The organism is Clostridium rectalis (assembly GCF_900626095.1).
GTDB classification, from domain to species: Bacteria; Bacillota; Clostridia; order Clostridiales; family Clostridiaceae; genus Clostridium_AS; species Clostridium_AS rectalis.
The window spans coordinates 352,268-368,913 of the sequence record NZ_UYZZ01000002.1; the positions used below are offsets into that span (position 1 = coordinate 352,268).

Below are 16,646 nucleotides of genomic sequence, written 5' to 3' on the forward strand. Positions count from 1 at the left end.
CCTCCATTCACTCTTAAAATTGATTTAAAAATCTCATATCACTTTCATAAAGTAATCTTATATCATCTATAGCATATTTAAGCATAACCATTCTATCTACACCAAATCCAAAAGCAAAACCACTATAAATCTCTGGATCTATTCCACAATTTCTTAAAACCTGTGGATGAACCATTCCCCCTCCTAAAAGTTCTATCCATCCACTTCCTTTACATACCTTACACCCTTCTCCATTGCATACAAAGCATGTTGCATCCATTTCTGCTGATGGTTCAGTAAATGGAAAATGATGTGGTCTAAATTTAGTCTTTACTTTATCTCCAAACATCTTTTTGGCAAAGGTATCTAAGGTACCTTTTAAATCCGCAAATGTTATACCTTTGTCTACAACTAATCCTTCCATTTGATAAAATATAGGAGAATGTGTAGCATCTACAGCATCTGATCTATATACTTTACCAGGTGCTATCATCTTTATTGGTGGTTTTTGATTTTCCATAGTTCTTATTTGTATTGGCGAAGTTTGAGTTCTTAAAACAACATTATCATTTATATAGAATGTATCCTGTTCTCCTCTAGCAGGATGATTTTTAGGAATATTTAATGCTTCAAAATTATAATAATCTTTTTCTACTTCTGGACCTTCTTCAATAGTGAATCCCATTGATATAAATATTTCCTTCATACTTTCTAATGTTAAATCTAGTGGGTGTCTTCTGCCTAATACTTGTTTCCTTCCTGGCATAGATATATCTATTGTTTCCTTTTTAAGTCTCTGAAATTTTTCTTTTTCTTTAATATTATTTGTAGAATCCTCTATTAATTTTTCTATATTTCCCCTAATTTCATTAGCTAACTTTCCTACTATAGGCCTTTCATCATCAGTCAATGACCCCATCTTTCTAAGTATCTGTGTAAGTTCTCCCTTTTTTCCCAAATACTTGACTCTAATACCTTCTAAATCTCTTTTATCCATAACTGACTTTAACTCATTTATAGCATTTTCTTTAATGAGTTGTAATTTTTCTTTCATGTTTGATTGCTCCTTTCATTTATTGTGTAAATAAAAAAAAGCCCCTTAAAATAAAGGGACGAAATTTATCCGCGGTGCCACCCTAATTGGTATATTATACCCAACTTCATTAAATATATCGGTTTAATCCGCTAATTGCTACTAAGTATTTCACAATTAGAACTCAGAAGTGAACTTCAAAATAATAACTCATAAAAAGGCTTACAGTCTGTGACCTTTTCTCCCTAAAAAAATTATTAAATCTACTCTCTTCATCATAGTACTAATATTAAATTATATACCTTAATTTAAGATTTTACATATTAATGTATATAATGTCAATGTTATTTTATATTTTGTCTTACTAATTCAAACATTATTATAGATGCTGCTATAGCCGCATTAAGTGACTCTGCATTTCCAGGCATAGGTATTTTGAATTTTTTATCAGAAATTTCGTAAACCTGCTGGCTTATTCCATTTCCCTCATTACCAATTGCTATTATTATTTTGCCCTTTAAATCTATATCATATAAATTATCTTTACCTTCTAGGGAACTTGATATTAATTTAAAACCATTTTCCCTAAGTTCTTTTATTATGGTAAAGTTATTATCAAAGAGTATCGGTACATGAAATATAGAACCCATAGTTGACCTTAAAGTTTTTTCATTATATATATCCACAGTACCCTTACTAACAATTACACCTAAAGCTCCTGCTGCGTGCGCTGTTCTAATAATAGTTCCTACATTCCCTGGATCTTGTAATTTATCAAGCAATATATAAAACCCATCTTTATTTACTATATCCAATTCTCTATTATTTAATATAGCTATTATTCCTTGGGGAGTATCTGTGCTACTTATATTATTAAATATTTTTTCACTAATAACAAAAACTTCTGTATTAGAATTTAACATATGTTCTATTTGTAACTCTTTATATTTTCCCAAAGAATTATCATGTAAAAAGATTTTGTCTACTATAAAATCTGACATTATAGCTTCTAATACAAATCTAAACCCTTCTACTATAAACTGTGACTTTGCTACTCTATGTTTTTTTTCTTTTAATTTTCTAGTTTCTTTGATAATAGAGTTATCCTTACTTAAAATAGTTTTCAAAATGCATCCACCTTTTATTTAGAAATTAAATTTTCTAGCTTGCTTAATTCTTCTGATCCTCCAATGGCCACTACTATATCCCCAATTTCAATAACATCTTCAGCAGATGGAGACACATTTATATCATTGTTCTTCTTAATAGCAACTACATTGATACCATAATTTGCTCTAACATTTATATTTTGAAGAGTCTTCCCGTGCCATTCTCTTGGACTTACAACCTCAGCTATACTATAATCTGGAGATAATTCTATATAATCTAATATACTTGACGATACTAAATTATGAGCTACTCTTACTCCCATATCCCTTTCTGGTAAAACAACCCTATCCGCACCAATTTTATATAAAACTTTAGCATGTAATTCACTGTTGGCTTTCGCAATTATATACTTAACACCTAACTCCTTTACAAGCAAAGTCACCATAACACTTGCTTGTATGTCAGATCCTATTGTAACAACAGCAACATCAAAATTTCTTATTCCAAGTGATCTTAAACTATTTTCATCTGTTGCCTCTGCCTGAACGGAATGAGTTACTCCATCAGAAATACTCTGTACTCTATCTTCATCAGTATCTATAGCTAGAACATCATTTCCTAATGCATATAATGTTTTTGCTACAGAAGTTCCGAATCTTCCTAACCCTATAACAACAAACTGTTTTTTAGACATATTAAACACTCCTTATCCTACTAACACTTTATCCTCAGGATACTTTATTGTATTTGAAGTTTTCTTTCTTGACAAAGCTAATGCTAATGTTAATGGCCCAACTCTTCCAGCATACATAGTAAACGCAATTATAATTTTACCTATTGTAGTTAATTTGGTTGTTAATCCCAAAGTTAAACCAACAGTTGCAAAAGCTGATGTTGCTTCATACAAAAGATATTCTAAAGATGCTCCTACCTCAGTTATAGAAAGTATCATAGTTACTATTACCACTAATCCTAAGCCTATTATAGTAATTGCTAAAGACTTATAAATTGTATCCTTGCATATCCTTCTTTTGTATATCTCTGTATCTTCTCTTCCTCTTATAATAGACAATATTGTCATAAACAATAAACCTATTGTAGTGGTTTTTATACCTCCTGCTGTAGACCCAGGTGATCCTCCTATAAACATCAATATAGTTGTTAAAAACCTACCTGCTGTAGTCATATCAGAAGTAGATATAGAATTAAAGCCGGCAGTTCTTGGGCTTACTGATGCAAATACAGAAGATAATACCTTTCCTTTAAATGACATATTTTTAATAGTTGCTACATTATTATATTCAAAAATAAACATCAATATGGAACCACCTATAATCAAAAATGCTGTAACTGATAATACCAACTTTGAATGTAATGATAACTTTTTTATTCCTTTAAAATTATATACTTCTTGCCAAACATAAAATCCTAAACCACCTATTATTATAAGTGCAGATATTGTTAATATTATAACGGAATTATCTGCATATTGTGTAACACTTTGAAAATTTCCCATTAAATCAAACCCTGCATTACAAAAGGCAGATATTGAATGAAAAATACTATAATAAATTCCCTTTGCTAATCCAAACTGAGGAATAAATTGAGTAGATAAAAGAACTGCTCCTGCCGCCTGTATAGACACAGTAAATAATAGTACATATTTAGCTAACTTTACAAGTCCCTGAAGCGCAAAAGAATTTAGTGCCTCTTGCATTACCAATCTTTCTTTTAAAGTAATTCTTTTCCCTAACAGTAAAGCTATTAAAGTAGCAAAAGACATAAACCCTAAGCCACCTATTTCTATTAAAAACATTATTACAGTTTTACCGAAATAATTCCAATGTGTTCCCGTATCAACAGTTATAAGACCTGTTACACATGTTGCCGAAGTAGCAACAAAAAAGCAATCTACAAAGGGAGTTCTTTCTCCACTTTGAGTTGCCATTGGTAAATTTAATAATATAGATCCCGTAAGTATAACTATAAAAAATCCTATAGCTAATATCTGGAAAGGTGAAAGCTTTATGCCTTTTACTATTTTTATCTTCATTATATGCACCTCATATAACTTTATACTTTATAATATTATCAATAATTATAGCATTTTAATACCCATTGTCAAATTATGAAAATTACTTACTTTGCCTAATATTCTTTAATAATTTAAAAAATGCAGCTATAATGCTGCATTTTCTTAAGCGTTAATCTGCTTTTTTGCTATTTCAACTAATTCTGTAAATGCTTTTGGATCATGTATAGCTATTTCTGAAAGCATTTTTCTATTTATATCTATTCCAGCTAACTTTATTCCATTCATAAATCTTGAATATGAAAGTCCATTCATTCTTGTTGCTGCATTTATTCTAGCAATCCATAATTTTCTAAAGTCTCTTTTCTTTAACTTTCTTCCAACATATGCATTTCTTAATGCTCTTACAACAGATTCATTAGCTGTTTTAAATAACTTGCTTTTCCCACCATAGTATCCCTTTGCAAGCTTTAGTACTTTTTTATGATATTTACGAGCGTTCATTGCTCTCTTAACTCTTGCCATTTAAATTCAACCTCCTTTTTAAGCACTTCTTATTATAAGTATGGTAATAGTTTCTTTATAGCTTTTTCCTGACATTCAGCTACATATCCTGTTTTTCTAAGATTTCTCTTAGTCTTTGTACTCTTCTTTGTTAATATATGGCTTTTATAAGCCTTAGCTCTCTTTAATTTACCAGTTCCAGTAACCTTAAATCTTTTAGCTGCCCCTCTATGTGTTTTCATTTTTGGCATAGTATATTCCTCCTCCCAGTATTATGCTCTTTTTGGAGCCAGAATCATTGTCATATTTTTACCTTCTAACTTCGCAGGTTTTTCTACAACACAAACATCTTCAAGTTTTGAAACAAACAATGCAAGTATTTTCTTACCTACAAAAGAATAATCAGCTTCTCTTCCTCTGAATCTTACAGTTACTTTTACTTTATCTTCTGCTAATAAAAACTTTTTTGCATTATTAGCTTTTATCCCTATATCGTGTTCTTCAATTGTAGGACTTAGCCTTATTTCTTTCAGATTTATAACCTTTTGTTTTTTTCTAGCTTCCTTCTCTTTTTTGGATTGTTCATATACAAACTTTCCAAAATTCATTATTTTACAAACAGGTGGATTAGCTGTTGGTGCTATAAGTACCAAATCTAATTCCTTTTCTTCTGCTATTTTTAGAGCCTCTGATGATGATAATATCCCTAATGCTTCACCATCGTCTGTTATAACCCTAATTTCTTTTTCCCTAATTTCTTCATTAACAAGGAAATTTTTACTAATAACTTTCACCTCCCAGGTGGTTTAAAATAATATAAAAAAGGACAGCGTAAAGCCGTCCTCAATATACAAACAATAAAATTACCAAACCCTACTAAGCGTTGCCGTAAGGTGAGAAACGGCTAGTTTCTTCTTAACAGATTATATTTTACTATATTTTTTTAACCTTGTCAATACATTTTTTTATTTATTTTCTTTTGAAAGTGAGCTATCCAAATCTCTATTCTCAACTTCTTCTTTTATCATAGCTATGAAGTTACCTAAGTCCATAGCACCTAAGTCTCCACCTTTCCTACTTCTAAGTGCAATTTTATTTTCTTGCATTTCTTTATCTCCAACTATAATCATATATGGAATTTTTTCAAGTTGAGCCTCTCTTATTTTATAACCAATTTTTTCATTTCTATCATCAGTTTCCACTCTTATTCCACTGTTTTTCAATGTTTCTGTAATATTATATATATAATCCTTTTGTGAATCAGTTATATTCATAACTTTTACTTGAACAGGTGCAAGCCACATTGGGAATGATCCTGCAAAATGTTCTATAAGTATTCCTATAAATCTTTCTATACTTCCAAATACAACTCTATGGACCATAACTGGTCTATGTTTTTCTCCATCAGGCCCCACATATGTTAAGTCAAATCTTTCAGGCATTTGAAAATCAAGCTGAATAGTTCCGCACTGCCAAGTTCTTCCTATGCAATCTTTTAAATGAAAATCTATTTTTGGACCATAAAAAGCTCCATCCCCTTCATTAACTATATAAGGAAGACCTATAGCATTTAATGCCTCAACCAATCCATTAGTAGCCGCTTCCCAATCTTCATCACTACCCATTGAATCCTCTGGTCTTGTTGAAAGTTCTACAAAATACTCAAACCCAAATACTTTATAAAATCCATCTATAAGCTTTATTACATTTAAAATTTCTTCTTTAATTTGTTCTTTCGTCATAAAAATATGCGCATCATCTTGTGTAAAACATCTAACCCTCATCAATCCGTGTAATGCACCTGAAAGTTCATGTCTATGAACAAGTCCTAACTCTCCTAATCTTAAAGGAAACTCCTTATAAGAATGCATTGAACTTTTATAAACTAATATAGATCCTGGACAATTCATAGGTTTAACTGCATAATCTTCTTCATCTATTTTTGTGAAATACATATTCTCTTTATAATGATCCCAATGACCAGATTGATGCCATAATGCTTCGTTTAATATAATAGGTGTTCTTATTTCATCATATCCAGCCTCTGTATGTCTTTCTCTCCAAAATCCTTCAAGTATATTCCTAAGAACCATTCCCTTTGGATGGAAAAACGGGAATCCTGGTCCTTCTTCATGTATGGTAAACAAGTCAAGTTCTTTTCCCAATTTCCTATGATCCCTTTTTTTTGCCTCTTCTAACATATTTAAATAAGCTTCCAACTCACTTTTTTTATTAAAAGCTGTTCCATATATCCTCTGAAGCATCTTATTTTTTTCGTCACCTCTCCAATATGCACCTGCTAATGAAAGTAATTTAATTGCTTTTACTTTACCAGTTGCTGGTACATGAGGTCCTGCACATAAATCTGTGAAATCTCCCTGTCTGTAAAATGAAATTATTGCATCCTTTGGAAGATCCTCTATTAACTCAACCTTATATGGCTCATCCTTTTCTTTCATAAATTTTATGGCCTCATCTCTTGAAAGTTCAAATCTTTCAAGTTGGAGATTTTCTTTTACTATTTTATTCATTTCTTTTTCAATATTTTCTAACATTTCTGGTGTAAATGTAAAATCAGCATCAAAATCATAGTAAAATCCATTTTCAATAGCAGGTCCTATAGCAAGTTTTACTTTTGGATACAATCTTTTAACTGCTTGAGCTAATATATGTGAAGCAGTATGTCTTAATGTCCACTTTCCACCCTCATCATCAAATGTCAATATTTCTAAAGTACATTCATCATTAATTTCTGTCATTAGTTCAGCATTCTCACCATTTATCTTAGCTCCTAATGATTTTTTGTAAAGTGCAGGACTAATTTTCATAGCTATATCACTTACTTTTGTTCCCTTTTCTACCTCTATTATTTTTCCATCTTTCAATGTTACTTTCAACATAATTTTCCTCCTTATCTTTTATTTTAATTCATTTATATAAACAAAAAATAAAAAAACCCTCCCAAGCAATGGGACGATTGTAACCGCGGTTCCACCCAAATTAATAATAAATAGTATATCTATTAAAATCTTTGTACCTTTAACGCAGGTAATACGGCTATGCTTACTAAAAGTTCAGCATACAACTCAAAGGTGGTTTTCCATAACTAATATTAAGAAAATTTTTCAGCCAGTGAATTTTCCTCTCTACTAATAATACACTATGTACTCTTCCTTCTCATCGTTTTTGAAAAAAAAATTCTTTATCTTTTTTATAATTATATTCTTTACCAACAGTAATGTCAATGTCTAAATCTACATATAATCATTTTTTTACCTTTTGTTTTATTGATTTGCAAATTTTACAATTATCACAAAGAATAACACGTTGAAGAAAAACGTTTTTAATAGTATTTATCATTTCTTTATTAGAGCAATTATCCCAACAATGAATAACTATTTTTTCAGGGCAATAGGTAATTAATGCACTTATAAGTATATCATCCTTATTTATGTCTCCAGTAACTTTATTTTTGCTTTCATCAAATTCTGAAAATAATTTATCTATTATGTCTTCCCCGTATTCATTTAAGACCTTATATTCGCCACTTCTATCAATAACAATATTTATTTCTTCCATTTTACTCTCTTGAATATCAACAAAATACTTTAATAGTTTTATAAATTCATTGTATTCTTTTTCTATCATATAATTTTCTACTACTTTATCAATAATGCTTTCTAATTCTTTTTTAAATTCTTTCATTCTAAACGTCATAAAACCTTGTATATTAATCTCATCATTCTCATCGATACATTCTGTTATCTTTTTTAACATCTCATTTTTTCTATTAGTATAATAAATATTGTCCTCATCAATAATAGGAATGTGATTTATAAGTATATTTATACTTTTATACTTAATATCATTTATTTCATCATCACTAAGAAAGAAATAAGTATCATTTATAAAATCATTTATATATTTATCAAAAAATTCATTTATTAATATTTTATATAAAATATTACTAATATACATATTAAACATATTAACATTTTTTTTATTTAAATTCTTATTATCACAATATATGTTAATGAAGTGAGTGTTATTTTTTATACTTTCTGAAATGCCAATCTCTACTTTTTTTTCTTTAAAATAGTTCTTTAATTCTTTTATTCCTTCTATAACTTCTTCTCTATCTTTATCATAAATCAGTTTAAAACTTGCCATAAATTTCTCACTCCTTTCTTGAATAGTATGTGTTTAATTTTATTGTATATTCATAAATAAATTCATTAAAAATCGACAGTTTATCCCCTGTGATTTTTACAAAGTTTTTATTATAATTTAAAATAAGAAGTATAAATAACTTTTTAGGAGGGTTTACATGCCAATTAGTTTTGTTGATTATAGAATAAATAAAAATGAAGAAGCTAACTTGAAGAAATTAGGAGTAGAGATAATTAAATGCCCCCCATGCAAACAGTTATATCAAGCGATTTGTGGACATCCCGATATGATTTTACATATAATTAACAATAAAAAAATTATTGTTAATAAAGATATAGATAAGAATTTTATAAGCAAATTGAATTCTTTCAATATTGATGTTATTCTTTCTAAAAACTCTCTTAAGATTAAGTACCCTTATGATATAATATTAAATGCAGTAAGCATGGACTATTTATTTTTTCATTACATAAATTATACTGATCCTAATTTATTATTACAGCTTAATAATAAAAAACAAATATCTGTAAAACAAGGATATACAAAATGTTCTACTGCCATTATTAATAGCAAAGCTATAATAACCAGTGACAAAAGTATAGATGCCGCTATGAAAAAAGAAAATATAGATAGTTTATTATTACCCCCAGGAGATATACTTTTACCAGGTTTTGATTATGGTTTCATTGGTGGATGTTGTGGAATGGTAACTGAAAAGGAAATGGCCTTTTATGGAAATCTAAATTACTATAAATATGGAAAAGAAGTATTAAACTTTTTATATAAATATAATGTAAAACCTATATTTTTAAGCGATGGTAAGTTAATAGACAGAGGAAGTATACTCACTATTAATATATAATTATTTATGGCCATTACTTAATTAATCTTATTAAAACATATATATAATTTATTTCAATAAAAAAAACTAGTATAAATACTAGTTTTTTTTGGAGGCGCCACCCAGATTTGAACTGGGGATAAAGGTGTTGCAGACCTGTGCCTTACCACTTGGCCATAGCGCCATACTGTATTAAATTGTGGAGCGGAAGACGGGATTCGAACCCGCGACGTTCACCTTGGCAAGGTGACGCTCTACCACTGAGCCACTCCCGCGTGGTGGCTGGACCAGGAATCGAACCAGGGACACGAGGATTTTCAGTCCTCTGCTCTACCGACTGAGCTATCCAGCCTAAAAAATTATGGCGACCCAGAAGGGGTTCGAACCCTCGACCTCCGGCGTGACAGGCCGGCACTCTAACCAACTGAGCCACTGGGCCATATTTTGTGGTGGGCACAACAGGGCTCGAACCTGTGACCCCCTGCTTGTAAGGCAGATGCTCTCCCAGCTGAGCTATGCGCCCACAAAATTTATACTTTTGAATTTCCACGACAATTTATATTATACTAATGCAAATAATTTTTGTCAATATTTTTTTATTTTTTTCATTTAATAGCGTATATATCCATTGTAATATTATTACTTTTATAAATATTATGTATAATATATACGCCATTATTTAACGTAAAATTCTTTATTTATCTTTTCTAATATCTACAAAAAATTCGTTATTGTGTATACTTGCTTCTTCCATTGTATACATATTATTCATAATATTTAATGCAGATTCTATTATTAAAAACTCTAGTGGACACCCTGTACCTTCACCTAATCTCATTTCTAAATTCAAATTTGGTATTAATTCCAACTCCTTAATTACATATTCAGCTCCTGGCTCCACAGGTAGATGAGATGGAAACATAAAGTCCTTACTATAAGAGTTCATCCTATAAGCACATAATGCAGCAGCACAAGCTATAACTCCATCAATAACTATAGGCACCCTATTTTTAGCTGCTCCTAAAAAGCATCCACAAAGTCCAGCAATATCAAATCCTCCAACCTTTGATAATACATCTATTACATCATTTCTATTAGGATTATTTAATTTAATAGCATTTTTTATTACTGTTTTTTTATTTCGGAATTGTTTTTCCGTAAGTCCAGATCCCTTTCCAACAACTAAATCCGAATCCATATCAGCAAGAACACTAATCACAGCTGCACTAGTAGCAGTATTACACATTCCAGCCTCGCCTGTACCAAATAGATTATAACCATCATTTACTAGCTTGTCTATTGTTTCTATTCCTGTCTCAATTGCTTTAATAGTTTCATCTCTAGTCATTGCTGGTCCCTTAGCCATATTTTTAGTTCCATAAGCGATTTTTTTATTAATTATTTTAGGATTATTAAAATCTGCTTTTACCCCAAGGTCTACTACACATATCTCTGAATTAGTATATTTTGATAAAACCCCTATACCTGTAAAACCCTTTGTGTAGTTGTCAGTTATTAATGCTGTTAACTCTAAAGGACATGCACTTACTCCCTCTTCCCATACTCCATTATCGCCGCACATTACCACAGTTGTTTTTTTATTAATATTATTTTTTACTTTCCCTGTTATCCCTGCCATTTTTACAGCTATTTCTTCTAACTGACCAAGACTACCTATAGGCTTACTTAATTTATCCATTCTTTGCCATGCACTTCTTATAGCTTCCTTATCAGATGGATATATATTTTTTAATGTTTTATCTAATAATTTCATTATTCCACTCCTCTTAAAATACCCTAAAATATTACGTTTATTAAAACAAATCTAAAATAACAAATATAATACTATTATTTCTATGATCCCACTATTTATAAATCATTATCTATAATTATATAAACATTATATTACTTAGGTGTATACCTTTCAAGAGAATTTACAAATATTTTATTAATTTTGATCTTTATTGTTCGTGATTTCTTTTAATAGATTTCCTATTTGTTCATGTGTAAATATATAAGATTTATTGCAAAACTGACATTTTAATTCTTCCTCTTTATTGTCATTGTATATTTCTTCTAAGTCCTTTTTTCCAATACTTAAAAAAGCTCTTTCTACTCTTTCCCTAGAACAATCACATTTATAAGTTGGCACATCATCATCCAAAATTTTCAAATCCATATCCTCAAAAATATTCTTTAAAATCTCCTCAATAGTCAGTCCCTTAACTATTAAATCAGTAATAGAACTAACTTCTTCTAATCTATAAGTTATTAAATCTGCGGTGAGTTCATTTGCCCCTGGCATCATCTGAATAATAAATCCTCCAGACGCTTTTACACTCAAATCTGTATCAACTAATACTCCTAGTCCAACTGCTGAAGGCGTTTGTTCTGATACAGTAAAATAATAAGCTAAATCATCCCCTATTTCTCCAGAATATATAGGAGTTTGCCCTACATATGGTTCTTTTAATCCCATATCCTTTATAACAATTAATCCTCCATCTTTACCAATAGCTCCACCTACATTTAATTTTCCTAAATTATTTGCTGGTATATCTACTTTAGGATTACCTATATACCCTTTTACACTTGCATCTGGATGTGCAGTAACAATTAATCCTCTTGCTTCTCCACCACCATCCATTTTTAATGTTAAAGTGTCTTTATCTGATTTTAACATAGATCCCATAAGACTACCTGCTGTTAACATTCTTCCTAAAGCAGCTGATGCCGTAGGAGAACAATTATGTATCTTCACTGCCTCGTTAACTAAATCTGTTGTTATGGCTGCAATTATTCTTACATCTCCTCCACTTGCTGTAGCTCTTACTAATTTATCACTCATACTTTTTACCTCCATATGTTTTTACCTTTTTAATACATATACTATTCTTTCACATTTGTTATCAATAGGTATATTTTCATAGTTATTTAATATCTGCTTTATTTGAAAACCTGTTTCATCTATTAAAGTTTCTATATAGTTTTGTGTATAAGCTCTCTCCCTATGAAACTCATCAAATCTTTTGTATAAATCTCCCTCTCTAACAAAAAAGGTTAGATACATGTCCACTATATCATGTTCTAAAATATTTTCCCATATATAATACACATCATCTTCATCATAATTATAAATATTATTTCCCAATATATTGGTTAATTTATAATAAGAATTTATATCAAATATAAATATGCCATTTTTCTTTAAATGTTTAAATACGCTTTGAAAATAAGATTTAATATCACTATCCTTAATTAGATAGTTTGTGGAATCTAAACAACAAGTTATAAGATCAAACTCTTTATTTAAGGTAAGTTTACTTATATCTTGACATATAAACTTACCCTTTATCCCCTTTTCTCTCAACTTTTCCTCTGCCTCAGTAAGCATATTATAAGATAGATCCACTGCCCAGGTATTAATAAAATCCTTACTTATTTCCTGAGTAATATTCCCTGTTCCACAAGCTAAATCCAAATAGTCTCTTTTTTCAATCTCAAATTCTTCACATATATCTAATATTTTTTCAGCCCATGTACTATAATCTATGTCTCCTTTTATAAGCCTATCATAAATGCTAGCAAATCTTCTATAGCAGTCCACTTAACCATACTCCTTTAATAAAATTTTACTCTAATTTATCTTATAGATTTTTATTCTGTAAGTCAACGTTTTTAGGAATATTTAATTCCTTTTTTCTCTTAGTCATAATTCCCCCAATTCTTCCTGTCTCTTCTGCTGTTAAAGCACTCCACCCATATTTATCTACTTTATCACTTAAACCTAGTTCATCTGCTATTTCATATTTTAATTTTTCTCTGATTTTTTCTCCCTGTGTTAATTCCTTATTAGCTTTTATCTTAGCTTTTATAACCTTTTTCAAAGGTGTTTTTCCCATTTAATTCCCCTCCAATTATGTAAAATATCTTTTATTATTGTTTACAATAATAGGAGAATTTATACATAAAAGAGAGGATAAATGATTATCAAACTTTATCTTACTAATCATTTATCCTCTTTTTATTATATATCATTTAAATAGAAATGAAATCATTTTTTCTCATCATATAGATGACAAGCTACAAAATGATTTTTTTCAACTTCTTTAAATTCAGGTAAAGATTCTTCACACTTAGGTTTTGCATATCTACATCTACCTACAAATCTACAACCTGGTTTAGGATTAATAGGGCTTGGTACTTCACCTTCAAGCATTATCCTCTTTCGATCCCTCTCAATATTAGGGTCTGGAATAGGAATTGCTGATAAAAGCGCCTGTGTATAAGGATGCAATGGTTTTTCATACAAATTCTGACTAGTTGCCAATTCAACCATAGTACCTAAATACATAACTCCCACTCTATCGGATATATGTTTTACCATTGAAAGATCATGGGCAATAAACAAATAAGTTAAATCCAATTCTTTTTGCAGCTTTATAAGTAAATTGACTATCTGAGCCTGTATTGATACATCAAGGGCAGATATAGGCTCATCACAGACTATAAACTTAGGTTCTACAGCTAAGGCCCTAGCTATACCTATTCTTTGTCTTTGCCCACCTGAGAACTCATGGGGAAATCTAGATGCATGTTCTTTGTTAAGTCCCACTAGCTCTAATAACTCATATATTCTATTAGTTCTCTTTTCACCAGAATATATTCCATGTATATCAATTCCTTCTGCTATTATATCTCCAACAGTCATTCTTGGATTTAATGAAGCATATGGATCTTGAAATATTATTTGAGCATTTTTACTAAATTCTCTCTTATCTTTGCCTTTTAAAGTTTGAATATTTATCCCCTTAAAAATAACCTTTCCACCAGTTGCCTCATACAATCCTAACACAGTTCTTCCACAAGTTGTTTTTCCACAACCTGATTCTCCAACTAGTCCTAAAGTCTCTCCCTTATTTATTTTAAAACTCACATCATCTACGGCTTTTAATATAGATTTTTTTCCTACTTTAAAATATTTTTTCAAATGCTCCACTTCTATTAATACATTGTCTTTCATTAAAATGCACCTCCTAAAGACTCCGGCATATTAACTTTAGGTGCCAAAGGATGTTGAAGCCAACAATGTACACTATGGTTATCCGTAATTTTAGATACCTCCGGCATTTGTTCTTTACAAATTTCCATACAGTATTCACATCTTGATGCAAAAGGACATCCTGCAGGTGGTTTTAAAAGATCAGGAGGAGTTCCTTTTATAGAATATAATTCATTTTTGTGTTCTGTTTCTAATCTTGGCACAGATTGAAGCAACGCCCATGTATAAGGATGCTTAGGATTACTAAAAATTTCTTCTGTAAAACCTCTTTCAATAATTTTTCCTGCATACATTACTTGAATTTTAGTAGCCACACTAGCAACTACTCCCAAATCATGTGTTATAAGTATAACACCCATCCCTATTTTATCTTGTAATGACTTTATTAAATCCATTATTTGTGCCTGTATAGTAACATCTAACGCTGTAGTAGGTTCATCTGCAATCAATATTTTAGGATTACAAGCTAAAGCTATAGCTATCATAGCTCTTTGTCTCATTCCACCCGAAAATTCATGTGGATATTGATTAATCCTTTTTTCTGCATTAGGTATATTAACTAGCTTCAGTATTTTTACCGACTCTTCTAAAGCTTCTTTCTTATCCATTCCTCTATGAATTATTAAACTTTCAGCTATCTGTTTTCCGATCTTCATAGTAGGATTTAAGGAGGTCATAGGATCTTGGAAAATCATACTTATGGATTCCCCTCTAAGTTTTCTTAATTCTTTATTATCCATTTTCAAAATGTCTTTTCCTTCAAATATTATTTGTGATCCTTCCTTTATCTCACCTGGCGGCGTTGGAATTAACCTCATTATTGACTTTGATGTAATAGTTTTACCACAACCAGATTCCCCAACAATTGCTAAAGTTTCTCCTTTATCTAAATTGAAGGATACTCCTCTAACCGATTGAACTTCTCCAGCGTATGTGTGAAAAGAAACCTTTAAATCTTTTACTTCAAGTAGTTTTGACATAAGTACCCTCCTTACTGACGAAGCTTTGGATCTAGTGCATCTCTTAATCCATCACCAAGTAAATTAAATGCAAGCATAGTTAAACTTATAGCTAGTGCTGGGAACAATAATTGATATGGATAAAAATCCATAACTGATTGCCCGAATGAGCACATAGCTCCCCAACTAGTTTTAGGAGGTTGAATTCCCAAACCTATAAAGCTTAAAAAGGCTTCTGAAAATATAAACCCTGGTATATCAAAGGTCATATAAACTATAATAATACCTATAGTATTTGGTATTAAATGTCTCATTACAATTTTACCCCAATTAGCTCCAAGGGCTTGTGCCGCTAAAACATATTCTGATTCCTTAAGCTGCATAACCTGACCTCTAACCATACGAGCCATACCAGTCCATCCTGTTATACATAATGCAATGAGTAAAGATAACATACCACTTTGTCCTAAAACAACTGATATAATAATAACTATTATCATATATGGAATACTATTTAACACTTCAACAATTCTCATCATAATATCATCTACAAGTCCCCCAAAATAGCCACTAATTCCTCCATAAATACATCCAATCACAACTTCTATTAAAGTTCCTATAATTCCAATTGCTATAGAAACTCTTCCGCCTATCCATAATCTTGAAAATAAATCCCTTCCTAAATTATCTGTACCAAACCAATATTCACTATTAGGGCTTTGATTTAAAAGATTCATATTTTGTTCTGAATATTTATGTGGTGAAATATATGGCCCAACTATACACATAATTATTATTAAAACTAACAATACCAATGAAATCATTGCTATCTTATTTTGTTTTAATCTTCTCCATGCGTCCTGCCAATATGTTATATTAGGTCTTACTATAAGATCTGCATCTGCATTCTCACAACCAATTATTTTGAAATTTTCTTTATTTAAATCAGCCATTTA

17 protein-coding genes, 5 tRNA genes and 2 other annotated features are annotated in these 16,646 nt (G+C 30.4%); of the genes, 1 reads left to right on the top strand and 21 read right to left on the bottom strand.

Annotated features, from left to right (window positions below; all coding sequences use genetic code 11):
- Window positions 1-13: 13 nt before the first annotated feature.
- The 9 genes from pheS to ytxC form a co-directional block, all read right to left on the bottom strand.
- Window positions 14-1,033 carry a phenylalanine--tRNA ligase subunit alpha gene (pheS, locus tag EJL03_RS04340; RefSeq protein WP_125152743.1) on the bottom strand — a complete coding sequence of 340 codons (1,020 nt, stop codon included), beginning with the start codon at window positions 1,031-1,033 and terminating at the stop codon, window positions 14-16.
- 51 nt (window positions 1,034-1,084) lie between these two features.
- Window positions 1,085-1,300, bottom strand: a binding site (T-box leader).
- Between the two features lie 56 nt (window positions 1,301-1,356).
- Entirely contained in the window at window positions 1,357-2,139 is a 783-nt protein-coding gene (locus EJL03_RS04345) for a TrmH family RNA methyltransferase (RefSeq protein ID WP_125152744.1), read from the bottom strand.
- Between the two features lie 14 nt (window positions 2,140-2,153).
- Window positions 2,154-2,816, bottom strand: a complete 663-nt coding sequence (locus tag EJL03_RS04350) for a potassium channel family protein (RefSeq protein ID WP_125152745.1) — start codon at window positions 2,814-2,816, stop codon at window positions 2,154-2,156.
- A gap of 12 nt (window positions 2,817-2,828) precedes the next feature.
- Complete coding sequence (locus EJL03_RS04355; protein ID WP_125152746.1) at window positions 2,829-4,175, bottom strand: TrkH family potassium uptake protein; 1,347 nt, start codon at window positions 4,173-4,175, stop codon at window positions 2,829-2,831.
- 144 nt (window positions 4,176-4,319) lie between these two features.
- A complete protein-coding gene (gene rplT, locus EJL03_RS04360; protein WP_125152747.1) occupies window positions 4,320-4,679 on the bottom strand; it encodes a 50S ribosomal protein L20 in 360 nt (119 codons plus the stop codon).
- Between the two features lie 32 nt (window positions 4,680-4,711).
- Window positions 4,712-4,909, bottom strand: a complete 198-nt coding sequence (gene rpmI / locus EJL03_RS04365) for a 50S ribosomal protein L35 (RefSeq protein ID WP_125152748.1) — start codon at window positions 4,907-4,909, stop codon at window positions 4,712-4,714.
- A 21-nt stretch (window positions 4,910-4,930) separates the two neighbouring features.
- Window positions 4,931-5,452: a translation initiation factor IF-3 gene (gene infC, locus EJL03_RS04370; RefSeq protein ID WP_125152749.1), complete on the bottom strand. Its 522-nt coding sequence runs from the start codon at window positions 5,450-5,452 to the stop codon at window positions 4,931-4,933.
- A 171-nt stretch (window positions 5,453-5,623) separates the two neighbouring features.
- Window positions 5,624-7,558 (bottom strand): threonine--tRNA ligase, encoded by a 1,935-nt coding sequence (thrS, locus tag EJL03_RS04375; RefSeq protein ID WP_125152750.1) that lies wholly within the window; start codon window positions 7,556-7,558, stop codon window positions 5,624-5,626.
- Between the two features lie 66 nt (window positions 7,559-7,624).
- Window positions 7,625-7,848: a binding site (T-box leader), on the bottom strand.
- Between the two features lie 74 nt (window positions 7,849-7,922).
- Window positions 7,923-8,828, bottom strand: coding sequence for a putative sporulation protein YtxC (ytxC, locus tag EJL03_RS04380; RefSeq protein WP_125152751.1), 906 nt, complete (start codon window positions 8,826-8,828; stop codon window positions 7,923-7,925).
- A gap of 157 nt (window positions 8,829-8,985) precedes the next feature.
- Here ytxC and EJL03_RS04385 point away from each other — a divergent pair, with 157 nt between their 5' ends.
- Complete coding sequence (locus EJL03_RS04385) at window positions 8,986-9,690, top strand: DUF6873 family GME fold protein (RefSeq protein WP_125152752.1); 705 nt, start codon at window positions 8,986-8,988, stop codon at window positions 9,688-9,690.
- Between the two features lie 89 nt (window positions 9,691-9,779).
- On the opposite strand, the gene EJL03_RS04390 is transcribed toward EJL03_RS04385, so the two are convergent.
- The 12 genes from EJL03_RS04390 to EJL03_RS04445 form a co-directional block, all read right to left on the bottom strand.
- A tRNA-Cys gene (locus EJL03_RS04390) sits at window positions 9,780-9,853 on the bottom strand.
- Window positions 9,854-9,869: 16 nt separating this feature from the next.
- Window positions 9,870-9,944 (bottom strand) — tRNA-Gly (locus EJL03_RS04395).
- Between the two features lies 1 nt (window position 9,945).
- A tRNA-Phe gene (locus EJL03_RS04400) sits at window positions 9,946-10,021 on the bottom strand.
- A gap of 10 nt (window positions 10,022-10,031) precedes the next feature.
- Window positions 10,032-10,108 (bottom strand) — tRNA-Asp (locus EJL03_RS04405).
- A gap of 8 nt (window positions 10,109-10,116) precedes the next feature.
- Window positions 10,117-10,192 (bottom strand) — tRNA-Val (locus tag EJL03_RS04410).
- A 171-nt stretch (window positions 10,193-10,363) separates the two neighbouring features.
- A complete protein-coding gene (gene cobT, locus EJL03_RS04415) occupies window positions 10,364-11,443 on the bottom strand; it encodes a nicotinate-nucleotide--dimethylbenzimidazole phosphoribosyltransferase (protein WP_125152753.1) in 1,080 nt (359 codons plus the stop codon).
- Window positions 11,444-11,617: 174 nt separating this feature from the next.
- Window positions 11,618-12,517 (bottom strand): Hsp33 family molecular chaperone HslO, encoded by a 900-nt coding sequence (gene hslO / locus EJL03_RS04420; protein ID WP_125152754.1) that lies wholly within the window; start codon window positions 12,515-12,517, stop codon window positions 11,618-11,620.
- A 21-nt stretch (window positions 12,518-12,538) separates the two neighbouring features.
- Complete coding sequence (locus EJL03_RS04425; protein ID WP_125152755.1) at window positions 12,539-13,276, bottom strand: class I SAM-dependent DNA methyltransferase; 738 nt, start codon at window positions 13,274-13,276, stop codon at window positions 12,539-12,541.
- A gap of 40 nt (window positions 13,277-13,316) precedes the next feature.
- Complete coding sequence (locus EJL03_RS04430; protein ID WP_125152756.1) at window positions 13,317-13,571, bottom strand: alpha/beta-type small acid-soluble spore protein; 255 nt, start codon at window positions 13,569-13,571, stop codon at window positions 13,317-13,319.
- Between the two features lie 152 nt (window positions 13,572-13,723).
- Window positions 13,724-14,692, bottom strand: a complete 969-nt coding sequence (locus EJL03_RS04435) for an ABC transporter ATP-binding protein (protein WP_125152757.1) — start codon at window positions 14,690-14,692, stop codon at window positions 13,724-13,726.
- A complete protein-coding gene (locus EJL03_RS04440; protein ID WP_125152758.1) occupies window positions 14,692-15,711 on the bottom strand; it encodes an ABC transporter ATP-binding protein in 1,020 nt (339 codons plus the stop codon). The genes EJL03_RS04435 and EJL03_RS04440 overlap by 1 nt, the downstream gene beginning before the upstream one ends.
- 11 nt (window positions 15,712-15,722) lie before the next feature.
- The gene (locus EJL03_RS04445; protein WP_125152759.1) at window positions 15,723-16,643 is read right to left on the bottom strand and encodes an ABC transporter permease; all 921 of its coding nucleotides are present in this window, start codon (window positions 16,641-16,643) and stop codon (window positions 15,723-15,725) included.
- Between the last annotated feature and the right edge of the window lie 3 nt (window positions 16,644-16,646).

Excerpts from the sequence above, each read along its gene's own strand:
- EJL03_RS04430 (WP_125152756.1), bottom strand. The coding sequence starts at position 13,571 with ATGGGAAAAACACCTTTGAAAAAGGTTATAAAAGCTAAGATAAAAGCT.
- EJL03_RS04385 (WP_125152752.1), top strand. The coding sequence starts at position 8,986 with ATGCCAATTAGTTTTGTTGATTATAGAATAAATAAAAATGAAGAAGCT.
- cobT (WP_125152753.1), bottom strand. The coding sequence starts at position 11,443 with ATGAAATTATTAGATAAAACATTAAAAAATATATATCCATCTGATAAG.
- pheS (WP_125152743.1), bottom strand. The coding sequence starts at position 1,033 with ATGAAAGAAAAATTACAACTCATTAAAGAAAATGCTATAAATGAGTTA.
- EJL03_RS04445 (WP_125152759.1), bottom strand. The coding sequence starts at position 16,643 with ATGGCTGATTTAAATAAAGAAAATTTCAAAATAATTGGTTGTGAGAAT.
- EJL03_RS04350 (WP_125152745.1), bottom strand. The coding sequence starts at position 2,816 with ATGTCTAAAAAACAGTTTGTTGTTATAGGGTTAGGAAGATTCGGAACT.
- EJL03_RS04435 (WP_125152757.1), bottom strand. The coding sequence starts at position 14,692 with ATGAAAGACAATGTATTAATAGAAGTGGAGCATTTGAAAAAATATTTT.
- EJL03_RS04440 (WP_125152758.1), bottom strand. The coding sequence starts at position 15,711 with ATGTCAAAACTACTTGAAGTAAAAGATTTAAAGGTTTCTTTTCACACA.
- rpmI (WP_125152748.1), bottom strand. The coding sequence starts at position 4,909 with ATGCCAAAAATGAAAACACATAGAGGGGCAGCTAAAAGATTTAAGGTT.
- hslO (WP_125152754.1), bottom strand. The coding sequence starts at position 12,517 with ATGAGTGATAAATTAGTAAGAGCTACAGCAAGTGGAGGAGATGTAAGA.
- ytxC (WP_125152751.1), bottom strand. The coding sequence starts at position 8,828 with ATGGCAAGTTTTAAACTGATTTATGATAAAGATAGAGAAGAAGTTATA.
- rplT (WP_125152747.1), bottom strand. The coding sequence starts at position 4,679 with ATGGCAAGAGTTAAGAGAGCAATGAACGCTCGTAAATATCATAAAAAA.
- EJL03_RS04355 (WP_125152746.1), bottom strand. The coding sequence starts at position 4,175 with ATGAAGATAAAAATAGTAAAAGGCATAAAGCTTTCACCTTTCCAGATA.
- thrS (WP_125152750.1), bottom strand. The coding sequence starts at position 7,558 with ATGTTGAAAGTAACATTGAAAGATGGAAAAATAATAGAGGTAGAAAAG.